Source organism: Staphylococcus pseudoxylosus, assembly GCF_044794325.1.
Lineage (GTDB): Bacteria > Bacillota > Bacilli > Staphylococcales > Staphylococcaceae > Staphylococcus > Staphylococcus pseudoxylosus.
In genome coordinates this window covers 1281237-1299320 of record NZ_CP085024.1, presented here as the reverse complement: position 1 = coordinate 1299320, position 18084 = coordinate 1281237, and the positions used below count along the sequence as shown (strand labels likewise).

Genomic DNA, 18084 nt, shown 5'->3' with positions numbered 1-18084 from the left:
AAACCTACCCCTTTACATTCGATTAGTATAAATATCATTTCATATATATTTTTATTACAAAGCAACTCAAATTACAAATGATATCGTTAACATTTTTGCCAAATTACGCTTGAAGTTATTATTTGTAATAAAAATATATATACAGCTAAATTATTATATATTTTTAGAATCTTAATTTATAGAAAATAAAAACTGATGGCAAATTTATGCTCAACCATCAGTTTACTATACCATAGTTTATAGCGCTATTAAAGTTAAATAATTCGAATATCCCATGGTGAAAAGTGTTGAATCAATTTTTCTATTATATTATTTTCTCTAGGAATAAAGCCAATTGTCTTTATTATATTTTGACTTTCATCAAAATACTGTACAGGTATATTATTTTCGTTTGAATCATTCATTAAAATTCGGTCTATCTCTAACACATCATTATGATTACGAATAACGATTTTTTGTGCATGTTGCAGTTTGGATTGCTCAAAACTTTCAATTGATTCGATTTTATTTAAAATAAGTTGCTGTTTATTATTTCTTTTTTCAAATTTCCCACTTATTATTAACATTTGATCTTTGTTCAATTCTGTTTCGTATTTTTTAAATGTCTCAGGGAAAACAACACCATCTAAATTATTAATACCATCATTCAAAGTTATAAAAGCCATATTTTGACCATTTTTCGTTCTGATTTTTTTAAAGCCTTCGATTTGAACGAAGATAGGTTGATGATCTCTCGCATTGGATAATTTATAAATACCTAGATATTGCTTTTGTTCAAATGCTTTCTCAACAGGATGTGTTGACACATAAAATCCTAAGTATTCTTTTTCGTAATCACTTAACACCTTATCAGGCAATTCTTCTTTATCTTCATAATTCGTTTTAGGTGTGAGTACATCAAATATAAAACCATCTTGTTCAACATCTGAAACATCATCTAACACTTGGTCTATAGATTGTAATAATGTCGCACGATTTTTACCTAATGTATCAAATGCCCCTACAAGTATCAATGCTTCTAATAATTTTCTAGACTTAATTCTTTTAGGAATACGTCTTGTAAAGTCAAAGAAATCTTTGTAGTATCCATTTTCTTTTCGTTCATCAACAATAAGTTTGACACTTTGATACCCAACACCTTTTATCACTCCAATAGACAAGTATATTCCTTTATTAGTTGCTTTATAAAACCAATGACTATAATTAATATTCGGCGCTAAAATATTGATATTTTGATGTTTTGCTTCATCAATCATTTGTGCAGTCTTCTTCTCGCTACCAATTGAGTTGCTTAATATATTCGCATAAAAATAATTTGGATAATGTACTTTTAGATACCCCATAATATAGGCAATTTTTGAATAACTAACTGCGTGCGCACGAGCAAAGCCATAATCAGCGAATTTTAAGATTAAATCAAAAATCTGTTTACTCAATGCTTCTTCATAACCATTTTTCATCGCACCATGAACAAAATGTTGTCTCTCACTTTCAAGTACAGCCCGATTTTTTTTACTCATAGCTCGACGTAAAATATCCGCTTCACCATAATTGAAATTCGCAAACTTACTCGCAATTTGCATAATTTGTTCTTGATATATAATCACACCATAGGTTTTTGATAATATTGGTGCTAAATCTTGATGTAAATATTGCACTTTGTCTGGGTCATGTCGACGAGAAATATAAGTTGGTATCTCTTCCATTGGTCCAGGGCGATAAAGTGAGGTCACGGCAACTATATCTTCGAAATGTTCAGGCTTTAACCGCTTCAATACATTTCTAATCCCATCAGATTCTAACTGGAAAATACCAGTCGTGTCACCTTGGGATAATAATTGAAATACTTGCTTATCATCGAAAGGTATTTGTTCAATATCAATATCTATTTGCATGTCATGTTTTACTTGTTTCACAATCTGATGAATAATTGAGAGGTTTCTTAATCCTAAGAAGTCAATTTTTAACAGTCCAATTCTCTCTGCTTCTGTCATCGTCCATTGTGTCAACAAGCCTGTATCACCTAAAGTGAGTGGCGCATAATCGTAAAGTGGATGGTCATTTATAATTATGCCCGCCGCATGTGTAGAAGTATGACGTGGGAGCCCTTCTAGTTTTTTACATATTTCAAACCAACGTTCATTACGATGATTACGATGAACAAACTGCTTAAAATCTTCTTGTTGATAAGCTTCATCCAATGTAATTCCTAATTTATGCGGTATTAGTTTCGAAATTTCATTCAATGTTATTTCATCAAAACTCATAATTCTACCCACGTCCCTAGCCACAGCTCTTGCAAGTAAATGACCAAAAGTGACAATACCCGCAACGTGATTATCACCATATTTCTCTTGGACGTATTGAATCACCTTATCTCGATGTGTATCTTCAAAATCTATATCAATATCTGGCATTGTCACACGTTCTGGATTTAAAAATCGTTCGAATAAGAGGTTGTATTGAATAGGATCTATCGTTGTAATATTTAATAGATAACTGACTAAAGACCCAGCTGCTGAACCACGTCCTGGGCCTACTAATACATCATGTGTTTTAGCATAATGAATCAAATCGCTTACAATTAAGAAATAATCTTCAAAGCCCATGTCAGTAATAACTTTATATTCATGTAACAACCGTTGCTTATAAGTTTCAAAATGCTTTTGATTTAAATTCAAATCATTTAATTTCGTGTCCAATATTTGCCATAGATATTGTTTCGACTGTGTATTATTTGGCGTTTTGAATTTAGGCAAGAGAGATTGGTTATACGTTATCTCAGCTTGACAGATATTTTCCAGCTGATTTGTATGTTCCCATACTGCTTCACTTAATCCTAAATCGTCTCGTTGTGTTTTTGAATATAGATGCGCATCATAATCTATCGGTTCACTCACTAAATCTAGTTTACTATTATCTTTAATCGCTGATAATGCGGTTAGTGTATCTGAGTCTTGTTGATTTAGATAGCGCGTACTTTGCGCCCATACAACTGGCAAATTAAATGTATATTGGCTCGTGTGGTTGACATATACGTATGAGTAATCCTCAAATTTTGTTACTAACGCCTCATTAGATGATGAGACATCTTTAAAAATAACGACAAGGTGTTCTATATATTTTTTCAACCATTCTATAGGGGTTTCTGTTTTTTCTTTCATTTTTATAGCAGAAGATAACTTAAATAAATCTTTAAGACCTATATTGTCTCGTGCTAATACGATTGTTTCAACGACATCTAATCCATCTGTTACGTTAACAGTCATACCAAAGATAGGATGAATATTTGCTGCGATACACGCATCATAAAATTGTGGATAACCATATAATACATTTGTATCTGTTATAGCTAAAGCTGTATAACCTTCTTTAGCAGCTTTAGCAACGACATCTTTAATTCTCAAACTAGAATACAACAAATCATACGTCGTATGAACATTTAAATGTACTACCATCAGCAAATACCTCCAATCTTTCTACAATTTATTATTTAATGCGTCTGCCAATTCATTAAATCGATCCCAATCGCTTACCGACACACCTGAAGCATTTGGGTGTCCGCCGCCTCCAAAGTCACTAGCAACATCATTGATAATGATACCTTTAGATCTAATACGACATCTAATTTCAGACCCTTCATCTACAGCAAACACCCATATTTTTAAACCTTGTATATCTGCAATGGTATTTACAAATAATGACGCTTCATTTGCTGCAATATCAAATTGCTCGAGGATATCTTTAGTAATGATGACTTTACAAAATCCTTTGTCATTCAAATCAAAATGTTGTAAGACATATCCTTGGAAAGGTAATAATTTCGGATCTTTTTCACCCATTTTATTAAGTTCTTCATTATGGCTGAATGGGAAGGTCAACAATTGGCTTGCCACACTCATTGTATGAGGCGTCGTATTGTTAAATAGGAAACGTCCTGTATCGCCTACAATACCTAAATAAAGTACTCTCGCTACTGAAGCATCAATTATTGATAAATCGTTAAAATGTTCTATAAAATCAAATATAATTTCACTTGTTGAAGATGCTTGATCATTCACGTAGTTAATATCACCATATTGATCTACTGCTGGATGATGGTCAATCTTGATTAACATACGCCCCTTGTCAAAACGTTCATCACTAATTCTAGGCGCATTGGCAGTATCACAAACAATTACGAGTGCGTTTTTATATTGATCATCAGCTATCTCATCAAATGTTCCTATAAAGTCTAATGAAGGTTCTGACTCCCCTACTGCATATACGTACTTGTCTGGGAACTTTAATTTTAGATAATTTTTCAATCCTAATTGTGAACCATAAGCATCTGGATCTGGTCTTACATGCCTATGTATAATAATCGTTTCTGCTGCTTCTATTTCTTGCATAATTTGGTTAAACCCTTTAGTCATCTCTATACTTCCTTTTCACTTTTATATTTAATCTATCATCTGACAAATGATCATTGCTTTAGCTACTTGTTGGCTATCACTGGTCATTGTTATTTCTAATTTAGCAAAATTTCTTCCGACATCTAACATTTCATAATGTACATGTATTTCCGACTCAATTTGAACTGTTTTGATATATATAATATTCAAACTTTCTATCATAACTTCTAGTTTTTTTAGTTTTCTCATTTCATAACGTACTGTTTCTTCTATGATTGCTACAAAAACTGCTTTGCTTAATGTACCATATTGATTAGTTAATAATGGAGTGGTTTGCACTTGTATACCATCATTAGTAATAGTAATGTGCTTTGCAATTTGATCATTGATTGTTTCACCGACTTGAGGTTGTCTACTCAATAGTTGCATGGCTGTCAGTACATCTTTTCTTGTGATGACCCCTATAAGCTTCTTGCTCGGCGTAATCACAGGTAATAACTCAATACCTTCCCAAATCATCATATGTGCACAATTAGCAACAGTTGTTGACAATTGTACATGAATTGGTGCTTTTGTCATAAATTGCGCAAGCGTATCATTTTCTTGCATCTTTATAATCTCTTTGCTAGTCACTATGCCGACAAGTCGCCATTCGTCATCAATAACTGGAAATCTTGAGTGACCTGTTTCACTTGCTTTAACTTTATAATCATTGAGCGACATATGGTCGAAGACGACTGTGTCTTCATTGACAGGTTTAACGATATCCTCAACGACTAAAATTTCTTTGCGAATCATTTGGTTATACATTGCTCTATTAATAATATTTGCAACTAGGTATGTATCATAATTCGATGAAAGTATAGGTAAATCATGGTCATCTGCATACTTGATTATTTCAGGTGAAGTATTAAACCCACCTGTAATCAGTACAGCACTTCCTCTTTTTAATGCTGCTAATTGCACGTCTTTACGGTTGCCCACAATTAGTAAAGTGTGCGCACTTAAATATTTTACAACATCCTCTATTTCCATCGCACCTATCGCAAATTTTGTGAGCGTTTTAATTAATCCATTTCTACCACCAAGTACTTGACCATCTATAATCTTTACAATTTCAGCAAAAGTTAATTGTTCAATTTGTTCTCGTGATTTTTTCTCAATGCGAACAGTTCCGACCCTATCAATTGTAGCTACTAAACCAATTTGTCCAGCATCTTTGATAGCACGATAAGCTGTCCCTTCAGAGACATTGAGATCTTTGGCAATTTTTCTAACAGAAATTTTTTGACCAACTGCTAGAGATTCTATATATGATAAAATTTGTTCATGCTTTGTCATTTCAATAACCTCATTTATTTTGAACAGTTTCTATCATATTATAACTTTTTATAACTAAAAATGCGATGTAACAAACCAAATAAAATAATTTATATCGATAAAAGTAAAAAGATTTCCTTAAAATTATGTAAAGTAGCTTTATTAATAATTTAATATGTTAAATCCAATATTTTAGTTGGCTTTATCAATAAACTTTTATTAGAATGAAGGTAAGGAGGGATGAACAATGTTCAAAAATATTTTACTTGGTGTTGATACAACACTTAAAAATGAAAAAGCACTTGTTGAAGTTTCAAAATTAGCAGGAGAAGGTACAAAGGTTACAATTTTAAATGCAATTAGCGAACAAGATGCACAAGCATCAATCAAATCAGGTGTTCATTTAGATAAACTCGTAGAAAAACGTAGCGAAGGTCTCGAGAGTACACGTAACGCTTTAAATGAATACGGTATTGATTATGACGAAATTATAGTTCGCGGCAATGCCAAAGAGCAATTAGTCAGAGAAGCTAACAGTGGTAAATATGAAATTGTTGTACTTAGTAACCGAAAAGCTGAAGATAAGAAAAAGTTTGTCTTAGGCAGTGTAAGTCATAAGGTTGCTAAAAGAGCACGCATCCCTGTATTAATAGTAAAGTAATTATAAAAAGCCTGAAGTTCTATAAAGTGCTTCAGGCTTTTCTATATAAAATAGGTTGTAGTTTATATCATGTTTAAAATTTTACTGCTTCACCAGGCTTCAATATTTGAACCTCTCCTGTTGTAACAGCATCTTTAAATGCATTAGGGTCTTGTTCAATAAGCTCAAATGTATCATAGTGCACTGGCACTGTAATGTTCGGTTTAATAAAAGTATTTATTGCATAACTAGCATCATCTATTCCCATTGTAAAATTATCGCCAATTGGAATAAAGCATACATCAACAGGATGACGATCAGCAATTAATTTCATATCACTAAACAACCCTGTATCTCCAGTATGATAAATCGTTTTACCTTCAGCCTCTATAATAACTCCCATTGGCATGCCTAAATATACTGGCACCCCATTATCATCTGTTAAACTTGAACTATGAAATGCTTGTACAAACTTGACACTTCCGAAGTCTAACTCTGCTTTCCCACCTATATTCATTGGTCTAACATGCTCTACATTGTGATATGTAGTTAAATAATCTCCTAATTCTGCAGACCCAATAACCGTTGCGTGGTTTCTATTAGCAAGTTCAATTGTATCACCAAAATGATCTCCATGACCATGTGTCAAAATGATATAGTCAACTTCCAATGTTGATGCATCTAAATCTGACATACCGTTACCCGTAATAAATGGATCTACGATGACCTTCTTACCATTCGCCTCGAAATATATTGTTGATTGTCCATGAAATGAAAGTTTCATTATTTTAATTCCTCCCATAAATCTATTTATTTTATTTATACCACGATTCCACTATCGTATAACACACTAATTGATTTTAAATAATTATGAGGTATATTAAACCAATGTATAAATGAATGAAATATGAATAAAATAATATTTAACTTTTGAATTCCTCCATGAAGTGGCATAAAATTAAAATGATTATAATTTTAGGAGGACGAATAAAAATGAAATTAGAACAGATTACTAAAGAATTACAAATACAACAAGCTGATGCAGCTTGGATTACTACACCACTGAATATCTTTTATTTCACAGGTTACTTAAGTGATCCTCACGAACGTTTATTAGCTTTATTAATTAAAGCTAACGGAGAGCAAATTTTATATTGCCCACAATTAGAAATGGAAGATGTTAAAAATTCGCCATTTAAAGGAGAAGTTATTGGCTATTTGGATACAGAAAATGGTTTAGATAAGTACCCTCTTAAAATCAATAAATTACTTGTTGAAGCAGAACACTTAACACTTCATCGTCAACGAGCACTTATAGATGCATTTGGAGTCCAACAATTTGGCGATATCGATCAAACAATTAAAGAATTGCGAAATGTTAAAAGTGAAAATGAAATCACTACTATTAAAAAAGCGTGTGAACTCGCAGATAAATGTATTGAAATTGGTGTAGCATTTTTAAAAGAAGGTATCACAGAACGTCAAGTTGTTAACCATATTGAAAATGAAATTAAAGCTTATGGTGTAAACGAAATGAGTTTCGATACAATGGTATTATTTGGCGATCACGCTGCTTCTCCTCACGGCACGCCAGGTGACCGTCAACTTCAAAAAGATGAATTTGTATTATTTGATTTGGGCGTAATTTATAATAATTATTGTAGCGATATGACAAGAACTGTTAGATTTGGCACACCGAGTGATGAAGCGCAAGAAATTTATAATATTGTATTAAAAGCAGAACAAGAGGCTATCGCTGCTATAAAACCTGGTGTAACGATTAAAGATATTGATGATATTGCACGTAATATTATTAGTGATGCTGGTTATGGTGAATATTTCCCTCATAGATTAGGTCATGGTTTAGGTCTAGAAGAACATGAATATCAAGATGTTTCTAGTTCAAATACAAATCAATTTGTCGCTGGTATGGTGGTTACAGTAGAACCAGGTATTTATGTACCTGGCGTAGCAGGCGTGCGTATTGAAGACGACATTCTTGTTACCGAAGAAGGACATGAAAGCTTGACTGGATACGAAAAATGATTAAAGAGGCAGTAGTTGAAACAATTCAACAAGTCGAACAAGCGATAAGTAACGGTGCGAACCGTATTGAACTATGCGACAACTTAACTGTTGGGGGCACAACACCAAGTATTGGCATGGTCGAAATTGCTACAGAAATATGTCACGCAAACCATGTGGAAATAGCGGTAATGATTCGACCACGTGGCGGAGATTTTGTCTATAATCTATATGATTTCGAGATTATGCAACGTGACATAAAGGCACTAAAACAATTTAACATTGATTATTTTGTATTTGGCTGTCTGACTCAAGATGCAGTTTTAAATGAATGGCAAATGAAAACATTAAAACAACTTGCTGATTCTATTCCCGCTGTTTGTCATATGGCATTCGATGAAATTCATCAGCACGGTCAGATTAAAGCGCTACACCAACTAATCGACCTTAAATTTACTAGATTACTAACGCATGGTGGTCCTAGTGACACTGATATCTTTGATAATTTAAATCATTTAGGAAAATTAGTCGTTAATTCAGGCGGAAATATCGAAATTATGCCTGGAGGCGGATTAAATAAGGAAAATTTACAAGAACTTCTTGAAGCTTTCCCTTTTCAAGAGGTACATGGAACAAAAATCGTCTAAATCAATTTAAAGCTAATGAGATGATTTTTTAAATTCGTATAAAATATTTATCAATAAAAAACTGGTAATGCCTATATTGTGTTAATTCACATTGGCTTACCAGTTTTTATTTTTTATATAATTATTTTAATGCACTTTCAATATCGGTATAGGATAATTTTAATGCTTCAGCTACACCTTTATTCGTAAGCACACCATTAATTGTGTTTAAACCTAATGACAATGCTTGATTATCTTGTAATGCTTTTAAATAACCTTTTCCAGCAAGTTGTTGCGCATATGGTAGTGTTGCATTGTTTAAAGCAATCGTTGATGTACGAGGAACTGCACCAGGCATATTTGCTACAGCATAATGTACAACACCATGTTTCTTATAAGTTGGGTCATCATGTGTAGAAATACGGTCAGTTGTTTCGAATATACCACCTTGATCAATAGCTATATCAACTATGACTGCACCATCTCTCATTTGTTTAACCATATCTTCAGTTACAAGGTTTGGAGCTTTAGCGCCAGGAATTAATACTGCACCAATGACTAAATCGCTATCTTTCACACATTGCTCTATATTTAAAGGATTAGACATGATTGTGTGTACTCGACCATCAAATAAGTCTTCCAATTCTTGTAATCGTTTAGGATTAACATCTAAAATCGTAACATCTGCACCTAGTCCAAGCGCAATTTTTGCAGCATTTGTACCTGCTTGACCCCCACCGATAATTGATACGCGTCCTTTAGAAACGCCCGGTACGCCACCAAGTAGTATACCCATGCCGCCTTTATATTTTTGTAAAAATTCAGCTCCAATTTGAGCAGACATACGTCCCGCTACTTCACTCATTGGAGTTAACAATGGTAACGAACGATCTGGCAATTGCACGGTTTCATATGCAATACCCACAACTTTATTATCTAATAAAGCTTGAGTTAACGCTGGTTCGTTCGCTAAATGTAAATAAGTAAATAAAATTAAGCCTTCTTTAAAATATTGGAACTCTTCTTCTAATGGTTCTTTAACTTTCATGACCATATCTACGTTCCAAACTTCTGCTTGCTCATTAACAATTTTAGCCCCAGCTGCAGTGTAGTCCACGTCTTCAAAGTATGAACCCAAACCTGCAGATTTTTCAACGATAACAGTGTGACCTTGTTCAACTAATGCATGTACACCACTCGGCGACAAACTCACTCTATTTTCGTTATTTTTAATCTCTTTAGGAATACCTATAATCATTTCATCCACCTCCAAATTCATAGTAACGCGTATCCGATGAAAGCGCAATCATAGTTTAGGGTAGTTTTACAACATACAAATTGTGTTAATATTCTGTAAACGGTGGTATAATATAAGTAAGAAAAATAAGGAGGTAATTACGATGCTAACTTATAAAAATATTTTAATAGCAGTCGATGGATCACATGAGGCAGAATGGGCATTTAACAAGGCTGTAGACGTAGCAAAACGTAACGATTCAAAACTTACTGTTGTGAATGTGATTGATTCAAGAACATATTCTTCATACGAAGTATATGATGCGCAATTCACTGAGAAATCTAAAAATTTCTCTGAAGATTTGTTAAAAGGTTATAAAGAAGTCGCTACAAATGCAGGTGTAACTGATGTTGAAACACGTTTAGAATTCGGTTCACCAAAAGCAATTATCCCTAAAAAATTAGCCGCTGATGTCGATGCAGATTTAATTATGTGTGGTACATCTGGTTTAAATGCAGTAGAAAGATTCATTGTTGGTTCTGTGTCTGAGGCTATTGTGCGTCATTCTCCTTGTGATGTATTAGTTGTACGTACAGAAGAACTTCCTGAAGACTTCCAACCACAAGTTGCTACTGATGAATTCAGATCACAATACCAAGCTCGTTAAGTTGATACGAATTATGCATGATATGATTCACTTAAACATAATAAGGTTTGAAGCAGGATATTTTGTTCATATTAGCCGGACATTTTATCCTGCTTTTTATAATTTAATTGATTACCTTACATAACGAACATGTTTATAACACTCACTTTTACAACATTGTTATCCAAAATTTAACTATCCTTCACAATCATAACTTATCCTTTAATTAGTAAGCATATGAAAGGAGCATAACAGTTATGCAACAAGCCACAAAAATCACTTACATTACATTACTCGTTATTGTAATGATAAATATGATATCACTTAATGCCTTCGCAACAAGCGAACAAGACGCTGCGCCACACTCTCATCAAGTAGATAATCTAAGACTTATAGATAGTAAAACAATACCACATGAACAGACCTATAATAAAACTAAAGTCGGTGGAATATCAGGTATTACATATAATCCAAAATCAAATAAATGGTATCTCCTTAGTGACGACCGTTCGGAACATAGCCCTTCCAGATTTTATGAAGCGAATTTAAATTATAATCTTCGTCAGTTTAATGACATAAATATTAAAAATGTTAATAGCTTAAAACAACCAAATGGAAGTAATTATATTAGTAAAAAACAATTTAGTAATAAATCAAAGGATATTGTGGCGGACCCAGAATCAATCCGATTTGATCCTTTGACGAACAATATTTTATATACAAGTGAAGGTGATCGAAGTTTAGGATTAAATCCATTTATCAGGTTTAGTAATTTAAACGGTGATTTTATTTCTGAATTGCCTATTAACAAATCTTTAAAAATGGATACTCAATCAAAAAAAGGATTCCGTAATAATTTAGCCATTGAAGGCAGTACTTTTTCAGTTGACGGAACATCTATATGGACATCTATGGAAGCACCAGTAATACAAGACGGGCCTGTGCCTACAGCCGATTCAGGCGCCCTATCACGTATCACACAATATGATCGCCGAGGTAATGTATTATCAGAATACGCCTACCCAATCGATTCAGTACCACATGTAGGAGACAACGCCAAAACAGCAGAAAACGGTGTTTCTGAAATGTTAGCAATTAATAATCATGAATTTATAACATTAGAAAGAGCTAGTGTTCAGACATCAGAAGGTACATTTAAAAACTACGTACGAATTTATAAAATAGATGTTACTCATGCATCTGACATAAAAGATACACAAACTTTGCAAAATGCCGAAGTAACACCGGTTAAAAAGAAATTAGTTGCTAATTTAAACGATGAACAATTAGATAAAGTAGATAATATCGAAGGAATGACATTTGGAAAAAAACTAGCAAATGGTAATGATTCACTTGTAATTGTATCAGATAATAACTTCAACAAATCACAAATATCACAATTCATTGTATTTGAAGTAGTAAACAACGAGACGTAATTTCAACACTGGAATATAGCTTAATATTCACAAAAAGCACCACGGAAGCCTCATGCTATGCATAAGGCCACCGCGGTGCTTTAATTTTTAATGCTCGCTTATAATATCTTTATCAAATCTATTTGGTCTTACATCTAATACTCTATCATTATAAATATTATTTAACGTCACCAAATTCTACTACATCACGTGCGATCATAACTTCTTCATTTGTTGGAATAACAATGACTTTAACTGGTGAATGTGGATAGTTAATAAATCCTTCTTCACCGTGAATTGCTTCATTTTTCTTAGCATCCCAATAAACGCCCATAAATTCTAGACCTTCTAATACTTTCGCTCTAACTGGATCTGAGTTTTCACCAACGCCAGCTGTAAATACAATCACATCTACACCATGCATACGCGTTGCATATGAACCAATATATTTATGGATACGAGAAGCAAATACATCAAGTGCTAATTGCGCTCTTTCTTTGCCTTCTTTAGCTTCATCAATAATATCTCTTAAGTCACTAGAAGTACCTGAAATACCTAATAAACCAGATTCTTTATTTAAAGTATTTAAGACTTCTTCAGCGTTTTTACCAGTTTTCTCCATGATGAATGGAATTAATGCTGGGTCAATGTTACCTGAACGTGTACCCATAGTCACACCTGCTAATGGCGTGAAGCCCATAGAAGTATCTACAGATTCACCACCATCAATAGCGGCAATAGAAGCACCATTACCAATATGACATGAAATAATACGTAACTCTTCAATAGGTTTGCCTAAGATTTCTGAAGCACGTTGAGAAACGTATTTGTGGCTCGTACCATGGAAACCATATTTACGAATTCCGAAATCTTCGTAATATTGATACGGTAAACTATAGAGATAAGATTTCTCTGGCATTGTTTGATGGAATGAAGTATCAAACACAGCAACATGAGGTATCTCAGGAAGTAATTTACGGAATGCACGAATTCCCATTAAGTTAGCAGGGTTATGCAATGGTGCAAGCTCACTTAGTGATTCAATTTGTTTTTCTACTTCATCATCTACGTAAGTTGATGAAGGGAATACTTCCCCACCATGAACAACACGGTGGCCAGTACCATCAATATCATAAATACTTTCAATAATACCATGTTTTTTAAAGCTTTCTAACATAATATTAACTGCATCTTCATGGTTTTCGATGTCTTTTGTTTCAGTTACTTTTTCCCCGTTCACTTCAATAGTGAAAATAGAATTTTTCAACCCAATACGTTCAATAAGTCCCTTAGTTACAATTTTCTCTTCCGGCATTTCAATAAGTTGAAATTTCAAAGATGAACTACCAGCGTTAATGGCCAAAATTAATTTTGACATAAGCATAATGCCTCCATTTTTTTAAGTTTTAATATCCATATCTATTTAATCATTAATACAGTTCAAATACAAGAATATTACAGCTTAATTTTCAGGGTGATTTTCTTGCATCCATGCATTTAGATCTTGTAAAAAACCTTGGAATTGTTGCGGGCTTTTGAAATCAGGAATATTTGCTAGTAAAACTTCTACAGATTTGGTTACATTCGTTTCTTTTTTCTGCAATACAAGTATAGATTTACGCGCTTTTTCATTTTTAAATAATGTCGCTGGTAAATTTAAAAAGGCTTGCATTTCTGTTTCTGTAGCAATGAAATTTTGTAACTGTTTCACATTTTCGCCTTCAAAAATATTGCTTGGTACAACTAAAAAAGCATAACCAGATGGTTTCATTGCTGTAATAGCCTGTTCGATGAGTAAGAAATGTGAATAACTATGTCCCGCTTCAAAACCGAGTGCCATTTCCTTACTTCTATCATCTACCGGATAATACCCAATCGGTAAATCACCAATAACAACGTCAGCATCTTCAAACGGTAATGGCATAATAGCATCTTGTGGATATACGTCAAATGGAATTTCTAAGAAATTAGCTAAATGCACACTTACTCTAGATAATACTGGATCGACCTCTACCAAATGATGCATTAACGTATGATCAGAAAGCACTTCATGAACAGAGGCGCTTAAATGTCCTGCTCCACTCGCAAGATCAGCGATATGCATGGCTTCACTATTTTTCAAGAAACGTTCAGATAGAAAACCAAGGATTAGACCTATAGAGTCTGGTGTAATTTGATGATTTGCTTGTATATCTTCATTTTGCATCAAACTTAAATAAGCAAATTGAAAAGCTTTCCTTCTATCTTGCAAAGTAGCTTGTTCTAATAAGTCTCTTTGATTTGTATAAACATGCTCCATTGCAAGTCCTAAATTCTCAATAAAACTTTGCCCATTATCTTCATTTAACGATTTAGCTTTTTCATCTAATGTCTGGAATAACTTCTCCATTACTGTTTCTTCTTGTGTCATTTAATAGTCCTTTCTAAAAAAACTGTCCATAATTTAATTGAAATCAAGTTAGTTTCAGCTAACTTATTTTACCAAATAATTATGGACAGTAAATTTTATAATGTCAATGATACTGTTTTTCTGTGTAACAATACTTTAACATATGCTATTTTTATTAAAACTAATCGAATTAAATACTACGGTAAGCTTCTAAAGCAGCATCGAAATCCGGGAAATCTGTACCTTCTGAAACAATTTCAGTATATACAACTTTATTATTTTTATCTAAGACAAAAACTGAACGTGCAAGCAAACGTAATTCTTCCATCACAACGCCATAGTTTTTACCAAAAGATAAATCTTTATGATCGCTTAATGTAATAACATTATCTAATCCGTTTGAGGCACACCATCTTTTTTGTGCAAATGGTAAATCAACAGAAACAGTTAATACAACGCCGTCTTCTTTTGAAGCTTCTTCATTGAATTTACGTGTTTGTTGATCGCAAACACCAGTATCTATAGATGGTACAACACTAATAAGTTTTTTCTGACCATCGTAAGTTGATAAGTTTACTTCATTTAAATCATTGTCTAATACAGCGAAATCCGGTGCAGTTTCTCCTTTTTTCACTTGTGAACCTAATAAAGTAATTGGATCTTGCTTGAATGTAATTTGCGCCATTAGAACGCCTCCTAAATTAAAAGTGTTTACTTTGTAATTATAACTGTTTGTGTTTCTGAAATAAACTATTCAACTTATAAATTGTGTTAAACTACTTCAAATAAAACAATTTATCTAATTTATTTTTTATAACGACCGTATCTGCAAAATAATCGTGAACACCTCTATGTTTGTTCGTAAATATAACTACCAAGTATGGTAAATTCATAAATACACCACTAATAATACGACCTATCCACTCTCTAAATAATACATCTTGCCAAGTCAAACGTTGTCTGTCTATACGCTCAACCCTTACATTACATATCATTTTCCCTAATGTTTGTTTAAAATACTTCGTAAGTAGTACAAAATACAAGTAAAATACTAATGCATTTAGCAAGTGTTCAACACTAAAATAATCAATCAACAACTTTAAAGAATTAATGTTTGTAAAATGATAAATAGGTTTCAAAATAAAACTCTCTACACCAAAAATAATTAGTAAATCTATGATGAATGCGAAAAATCTTATTCCAAATCCTGCATATAATGCTTTGGATATTTGTTCGTGGTAAAGATCACTTGTTTCGTCTTTCTTGCTATCATTACTGATTTTCTCATTATCTCTATATTCATTTTGTATATTTTTCATGGTCACACCTAACCTTCGTATAGATACATAGGTTCAGTTTTAGTATCATTGTTAATTACTGATTTGATATCATTAAAACTATCTGTAAACTGAGAAACGCTCGTCTTCATATCTGAAAATGAAGAGAAGAATCCACCGCCTTCTGTATATTCAAATACTTCAGCATTTTTAGATTTAATATCTTTCTGTAAAGCTTTTATAGTCTTATCTTCATAACCTATTTCATCAATTAAGCCATTACTTTTTGCTTGTTGTGCGCTATAGATGCGACCGTCAGCTAATTTTCTTACTTTACTTTCTGGCATGTCCCTGCCTTCTTTAACAATATTTACAAAACGATCAAAGCTATCATCTAATACAGATTGTAAGATGCTTCTTTCTTCTGAAGTCATCTCTCTTGAACTACTTAAAATATCTTTATGGTCTCCAGATTTAATCACATTTTCTTTTATTCCTAAGTTCTTTTGTAATTCAGAATAATCGACATTGGACATAATTACTCCAATAGAACCTGTCATTGATTGTGGTCCTGCATAAATTTTATCGGCAGGCGCTGAAATATAATAGCCCCCTGATGCTGCCATCGATTCCATATGTACATAAACTTTTTTATTCTTCTGTTTAATTTCTTTTATTTTTTCGTATATTTCATCGCTTGGGTATGTGCCACCACCAGGTGTATTGACTGTTAATAACATACCTTTAATCGTGTCATCTTTTTTCACGTTATCTAACTGTTTAAGAAAAGACTCATGATTATAGCCACTTTCACCGAACAATCCACCACCCGTGCCTTCAGCGATTTCTCCATTTAATGTTAAATGTGCAATACGTTTGCTAGAATTTCCTTTTTTTTCTATTTCTTCTGTAAAGGGATCCATCGCTGTAGAAGACGAATCATTAAACATTGTGGTTACAAAAGCTGATATCGAACTCATAACAATACCACCAACCACTATAACGATCGCAATTATAATAGCAATAATGCGTTTTTTCGACATTTAATAGTCACTCCTATATTTTAATAATTTTGTTATCTCACGCTTAATTTAAACACAATTAATTCATTTATGTATACCTTTTATCAAACAATTCAAAACAAGGCAGAACAGAAATCGTAAACGTAAAATTGATTTCAGTGTTCTGCCTTGTCATATGGTGAATATAAATTTTGCAACAATTAAATTTCAAGAAAAATGTGTATTACGGTTGTATATTTTTCTACTTAACAACTGCTAAACTCGCATTTTATCACTTCGTTAGTTTTATTAAATTTGATTCTTTTACATTATTTGCATGATGTAATCATATGTATTTTTCAAAATCAAAATTGCAGTAACAATAATGAATAAGGCTTTAACATAGCCAACGCCTTTTTTAATAGCAAACATCGCCCCAATATACGAACCACAAATCATACTCGCTGCCATAATAAAGCCATAAAAATAATCTACTTGATCTAAAAAGATAAAAAGGATTAATGCGCCTAAGTTAGATGCAAAATTGAGTACTTTAGCATTTCCTGCTGCACCTAAAAAATCAAAACCAAACATCAATAATATAAACAGCATAAATGACCCTGTACCGCCACCAAGAAAGCCGTCATAAAGACCAATCAAGCTCATTAAAGATGTAAATAAAATCGCTTTAGGTAACGTTAATGTTGTGAAAGTTCGTACATTACCCCAATCTTTCTTCATAATCGTATAAATCATTACAACTGTTAAGACGACAATGACGACAGGTTTTAATAACTGAGAGGGCAAGAATGTTGCAATACTTGCGCCCCCCATAGCCATAATAAATACAATTGGGAATAACTTCCCTACAATTTTTAAATCTACATTACCTGACCGTAAAAATCGAAAAGCACTTGTCATTGAACCAAATGCACTCGCTAATTTATTTGTACCTAAAGCCATAGACGGTGGCATTCCAACAGCTAGCAGTGCAGGAATAGAAATTAAACCGCCGCCTCCAACAACAGCATCAATAAATGCTGCCAAAAACCCTAAAAGAACAATGATGATTACGATAGATATGTCCCATTCCAACATCCCATCACTCCCCTTG

The 18084-nt window shown here is 33.0% G+C and carries 16 protein-coding genes; 5 read left to right on the top strand and 11 right to left on the bottom strand.

Features of this window, described 5'->3' with window-relative positions; all coding sequences use genetic code 11:
* Positions 1–254 precede the first annotated feature (254 nt).
* The 3 genes from LG295_RS06235 to LG295_RS06225 are packed head-to-tail and all read right to left on the bottom strand — an operon-like array spanning position 255 to position 5735.
* Positions 255–3458: a DNA polymerase III subunit alpha gene (locus tag LG295_RS06235; RefSeq protein ID WP_107557909.1), complete on the bottom strand. Its 3204-nt coding sequence runs from the start codon at positions 3456–3458 to the stop codon at positions 255–257.
* 21 nt (positions 3459–3479) lie between these two features.
* Entirely contained in the window at positions 3480–4415 is a 936-nt protein-coding gene (locus LG295_RS06230; protein WP_107531088.1) for a bifunctional oligoribonuclease/PAP phosphatase NrnA, read from the bottom strand.
* 27 nt (positions 4416–4442) lie between these two features.
* Complete coding sequence (locus tag LG295_RS06225) at positions 4443–5735, bottom strand: DRTGG domain-containing protein (protein WP_107531089.1); 1293 nt, start codon at positions 5733–5735, stop codon at positions 4443–4445.
* 226 nt (positions 5736–5961) lie between these two features.
* Between LG295_RS06225 and LG295_RS06220 the strand changes: the two genes are divergently transcribed.
* Complete coding sequence (locus tag LG295_RS06220) at positions 5962–6375, top strand: universal stress protein (protein ID WP_107531090.1); 414 nt, start codon at positions 5962–5964, stop codon at positions 6373–6375.
* A 73-nt stretch (positions 6376–6448) separates the two neighbouring features.
* Here the strand turns inward: LG295_RS06220 and LG295_RS06215 are convergent, their stop codons facing one another.
* A complete protein-coding gene (locus LG295_RS06215) occupies positions 6449–7138 on the bottom strand; it encodes a metal-dependent hydrolase (RefSeq protein ID WP_107531091.1) in 690 nt (229 codons plus the stop codon).
* Between the two features lie 209 nt (positions 7139–7347).
* On the opposite strand from LG295_RS06215, the gene LG295_RS06210 reads away from it, so the two are divergent.
* Together LG295_RS06210 and LG295_RS06205 are read left to right on the top strand one after the other, a co-directional pair.
* Positions 7348–8400: a M24 family metallopeptidase gene (locus tag LG295_RS06210; RefSeq protein WP_404476719.1), complete on the top strand. Its 1053-nt coding sequence runs from the start codon at positions 7348–7350 to the stop codon at positions 8398–8400.
* Positions 8397–9026, top strand: a complete 630-nt coding sequence (locus LG295_RS06205) for a copper homeostasis protein CutC (RefSeq protein WP_107531093.1) — start codon at positions 8397–8399, stop codon at positions 9024–9026. Before LG295_RS06210 ends, LG295_RS06205 begins: the two co-directional genes overlap by 4 nt.
* A gap of 121 nt (positions 9027–9147) precedes the next feature.
* Here the strand turns inward: LG295_RS06205 and ald are convergent, their stop codons facing one another.
* Complete coding sequence (gene ald / locus LG295_RS06200; RefSeq protein WP_107531094.1) at positions 9148–10263, bottom strand: alanine dehydrogenase; 1116 nt, start codon at positions 10261–10263, stop codon at positions 9148–9150.
* A 142-nt stretch (positions 10264–10405) separates the two neighbouring features.
* Here ald and LG295_RS06195 point away from each other — a divergent pair, with 142 nt between their 5' ends.
* Together LG295_RS06195 and LG295_RS06190 are read left to right on the top strand one after the other, a co-directional pair.
* Positions 10406–10909: a universal stress protein gene (locus tag LG295_RS06195; protein ID WP_017722132.1), complete on the top strand. Its 504-nt coding sequence runs from the start codon at positions 10406–10408 to the stop codon at positions 10907–10909.
* 236 nt (positions 10910–11145) lie between these two features.
* On the top strand, positions 11146–12324 hold the full coding sequence (locus tag LG295_RS06190) for an esterase-like activity of phytase family protein (protein WP_107557905.1): 1179 nt from the start codon (positions 11146–11148) through the stop codon (positions 12322–12324).
* Positions 12325–12481: 157 nt separating this feature from the next.
* Here LG295_RS06190 and LG295_RS06185 read toward each other — a convergent pair whose 3' ends face one another.
* The 6 genes from LG295_RS06185 to LG295_RS06160 form a co-directional block, all read right to left on the bottom strand.
* Positions 12482–13681: an acetate kinase gene (locus LG295_RS06185; RefSeq protein WP_107531096.1), complete on the bottom strand. Its 1200-nt coding sequence runs from the start codon at positions 13679–13681 to the stop codon at positions 12482–12484.
* Between the two features lie 84 nt (positions 13682–13765).
* Entirely contained in the window at positions 13766–14713 is a 948-nt protein-coding gene (locus LG295_RS06180) for a class I SAM-dependent methyltransferase (protein ID WP_107531097.1), read from the bottom strand.
* Between the two features lie 169 nt (positions 14714–14882).
* Complete coding sequence (gene tpx / locus LG295_RS06175; RefSeq protein ID WP_107531098.1) at positions 14883–15377, bottom strand: thiol peroxidase; 495 nt, start codon at positions 15375–15377, stop codon at positions 14883–14885.
* A gap of 91 nt (positions 15378–15468) precedes the next feature.
* Positions 15469–16011, bottom strand: a complete 543-nt coding sequence (locus LG295_RS06170; protein WP_107557904.1) for an RDD family protein — start codon at positions 16009–16011, stop codon at positions 15469–15471.
* Between the two features lie 8 nt (positions 16012–16019).
* Positions 16020–17012, bottom strand: coding sequence for a signal peptide peptidase SppA (sppA, locus tag LG295_RS06165; RefSeq protein WP_107557903.1), 993 nt, complete (start codon positions 17010–17012; stop codon positions 16020–16022).
* Between the two features lie 282 nt (positions 17013–17294).
* Positions 17295–18068 (bottom strand): TSUP family transporter, encoded by a 774-nt coding sequence (locus LG295_RS06160; protein WP_107557902.1) that lies wholly within the window; start codon positions 18066–18068, stop codon positions 17295–17297.
* Positions 18069–18084: the final 16 nt, after the last annotated feature.

Excerpts from the sequence above, each read along its gene's own strand:
- LG295_RS06235 (WP_107557909.1), bottom strand. The coding sequence starts at position 3,458 with ATGGTAGTACATTTAAATGTTCATACGACGTATGATTTGTTGTATTCT.
- LG295_RS06230 (WP_107531088.1), bottom strand. The coding sequence starts at position 4,415 with ATGACTAAAGGGTTTAACCAAATTATGCAAGAAATAGAAGCAGCAGAA.
- LG295_RS06225 (WP_107531089.1), bottom strand. The coding sequence starts at position 5,735 with ATGACAAAGCATGAACAAATTTTATCATATATAGAATCTCTAGCAGTT.
- LG295_RS06220 (WP_107531090.1), top strand. The coding sequence starts at position 5,962 with ATGTTCAAAAATATTTTACTTGGTGTTGATACAACACTTAAAAATGAA.
- LG295_RS06215 (WP_107531091.1), bottom strand. The coding sequence starts at position 7,138 with ATGAAACTTTCATTTCATGGACAATCAACAATATATTTCGAGGCGAAT.
- LG295_RS06210 (WP_404476719.1), top strand. The coding sequence starts at position 7,348 with ATGAAATTAGAACAGATTACTAAAGAATTACAAATACAACAAGCTGAT.
- LG295_RS06205 (WP_107531093.1), top strand. The coding sequence starts at position 8,397 with ATGATTAAAGAGGCAGTAGTTGAAACAATTCAACAAGTCGAACAAGCG.
- ald (WP_107531094.1), bottom strand. The coding sequence starts at position 10,263 with ATGATTATAGGTATTCCTAAAGAGATTAAAAATAACGAAAATAGAGTG.
- LG295_RS06195 (WP_017722132.1), top strand. The coding sequence starts at position 10,406 with ATGCTAACTTATAAAAATATTTTAATAGCAGTCGATGGATCACATGAG.
- LG295_RS06190 (WP_107557905.1), top strand. The coding sequence starts at position 11,146 with ATGCAACAAGCCACAAAAATCACTTACATTACATTACTCGTTATTGTA.
- LG295_RS06185 (WP_107531096.1), bottom strand. The coding sequence starts at position 13,681 with ATGTCAAAATTAATTTTGGCCATTAACGCTGGTAGTTCATCTTTGAAA.
- LG295_RS06180 (WP_107531097.1), bottom strand. The coding sequence starts at position 14,713 with ATGACACAAGAAGAAACAGTAATGGAGAAGTTATTCCAGACATTAGAT.
- tpx (WP_107531098.1), bottom strand. The coding sequence starts at position 15,377 with ATGGCGCAAATTACATTCAAGCAAGATCCAATTACTTTATTAGGTTCA.
- LG295_RS06170 (WP_107557904.1), bottom strand. The coding sequence starts at position 16,011 with ATGAAAAATATACAAAATGAATATAGAGATAATGAGAAAATCAGTAAT.
- sppA (WP_107557903.1), bottom strand. The coding sequence starts at position 17,012 with ATGTCGAAAAAACGCATTATTGCTATTATAATTGCGATCGTTATAGTG.
- LG295_RS06160 (WP_107557902.1), bottom strand. The coding sequence starts at position 18,068 with ATGTTGGAATGGGACATATCTATCGTAATCATCATTGTTCTTTTAGGG.